The sequence below is a fragment of the Streptomyces sp. NPDC005195 genome (assembly GCF_040608315.1).
Lineage (GTDB): Bacteria > Actinomycetota > Actinomycetes > Streptomycetales > Streptomycetaceae > Streptomyces > Streptomyces kaempferi.
On record NZ_JBEXHZ010000327.1, the window covers coordinates 1 to 1,462 of the forward strand.

Sequence of the window (1,462 nt, forward strand, 5' to 3'; positions counted from 1 at the left end):
CCGCCGCGGACTGCGGCCGCTGGAGCCCGACGCGGGCCTGCGCGCCCTCTCCCGCGCCCTCGAACTCGGCGACACCACCGTGGTCGTGGCCGACATGGACTGGGACCGCTTCGTTCCCGCGTTCACGACCGGCCGCCCCAGCCCCCTGCTGTCCGCACTGCCGGAGGCCTCCGACGCGCTGCGCGGCACCGGCCCGGCGGCGGACACCACGAGCGCGGGCGCCGCCCTGCGCGAACGGCTCGGCCCGCTGCCGGCCGAGGACCGCGACACGGCCCTCCTCGACCTGGTCCGCGAGCACGCCGCCACCGTGCTCGCCCACACCGGCACCGCGGCCGTCGCCCCCGGGCGGACCTTCCGCGAACTGGGCTTCGACTCCCTGACCGCGGTCGAGCTGCGCAACGAACTCACCGGCGCCACCGGGGTACCGCTGCCCTCCACCCTCGTCTTCGACCACCCCACCCCGCTGGCCGTCGCCGCCCGGCTGCGCGACGAACTCTTCGGCACCGACCCCCGCGACGCCGCCGCCGCGCACCTCCCGGCGGCCACCGCCACCGACACCGACCCCGTCGTCATCGTCGGCATGGGCTGCCGCCTGCCGGGCGGCGTGGCCGGGCCCGAGGCACTGTGGCGGATCGTCTCCGGCGGCCTCGACACGGTCTCCGGATTCCCCGAGGACCGCGGCTGGGACCTGGAGACCCTCCTCGCGGCCAGCGACACCCGTTCGGGCGGCTTCCTGCGGGAGGCCGCCGGCTTCGACGCCCCGTTCTTCGGCATCAGCCCCCGCGAGGCCCTCGCGATCGACCCCCAGCAGCGCCTGATCCTGGAGACGTCCTGGGAGGCGCTGGAGCGCGGCGGCATCGACCCGACCGGCCTCAAGGGCAGCCGGACCGGCGTCTTCGTCGGCGCCGGAAGCTCCGGCTACGGCTCGGGCCTCACCGAGGTCCCCGAAGGCCTCGGCGGACACCTGCTGACCGGCGGCGCCGGAAGCGTCGTCTCCGGTCGCGTCGCCTACACGCTCGGTCTCGAAGGCCCCGCGGTCACCGTCGACACCGCCTGCTCCTCCTCGCTCGTCGCCCTCCATCTCGCCGTGCAGTCCCTGCGCACCGGCGAGTGCGACCTCGCACTGGCCGGCGGCGTCACCGTCATGGCGAACCCCGGCGCCTTCGTCGAGTTCAGCCTCCAAGGCGGCCTCGCCCCCGACGGACGCTGCAAGGCGTTCGCCGACGGCGCCGACGGAACGGGCTGGTCCGAAGGCGTCGGCGTCCTCGTCGTCGAGCGGCTGTCCGACGCCCGCCGCAACCACCACACCGTCCTCGCCGTGGTCCGCGGCACCGCCGTCAACCAGGACGGCGCCTCCAACGGACTGACCGCGCCCAACGGCCCCGCCCAGCAGCGCGTCATCCGCGCCGCCCTCACCTCCGCGGGCCTCACCCCGGCCGACGTCGACGCCGTCGAGGCGCAC

The 1,462-nt window shown here is 76.2% G+C and carries 1 protein-coding gene; it reads left to right on the forward strand.

Translation table 11 applies throughout. The features are described 5' to 3' along the window. The coding region (locus ABZV34_RS39400; protein WP_356288087.1) for a beta-ketoacyl synthase N-terminal-like domain-containing protein at window positions 1–1,462 on the forward strand (1,462 nt) is incomplete at both ends.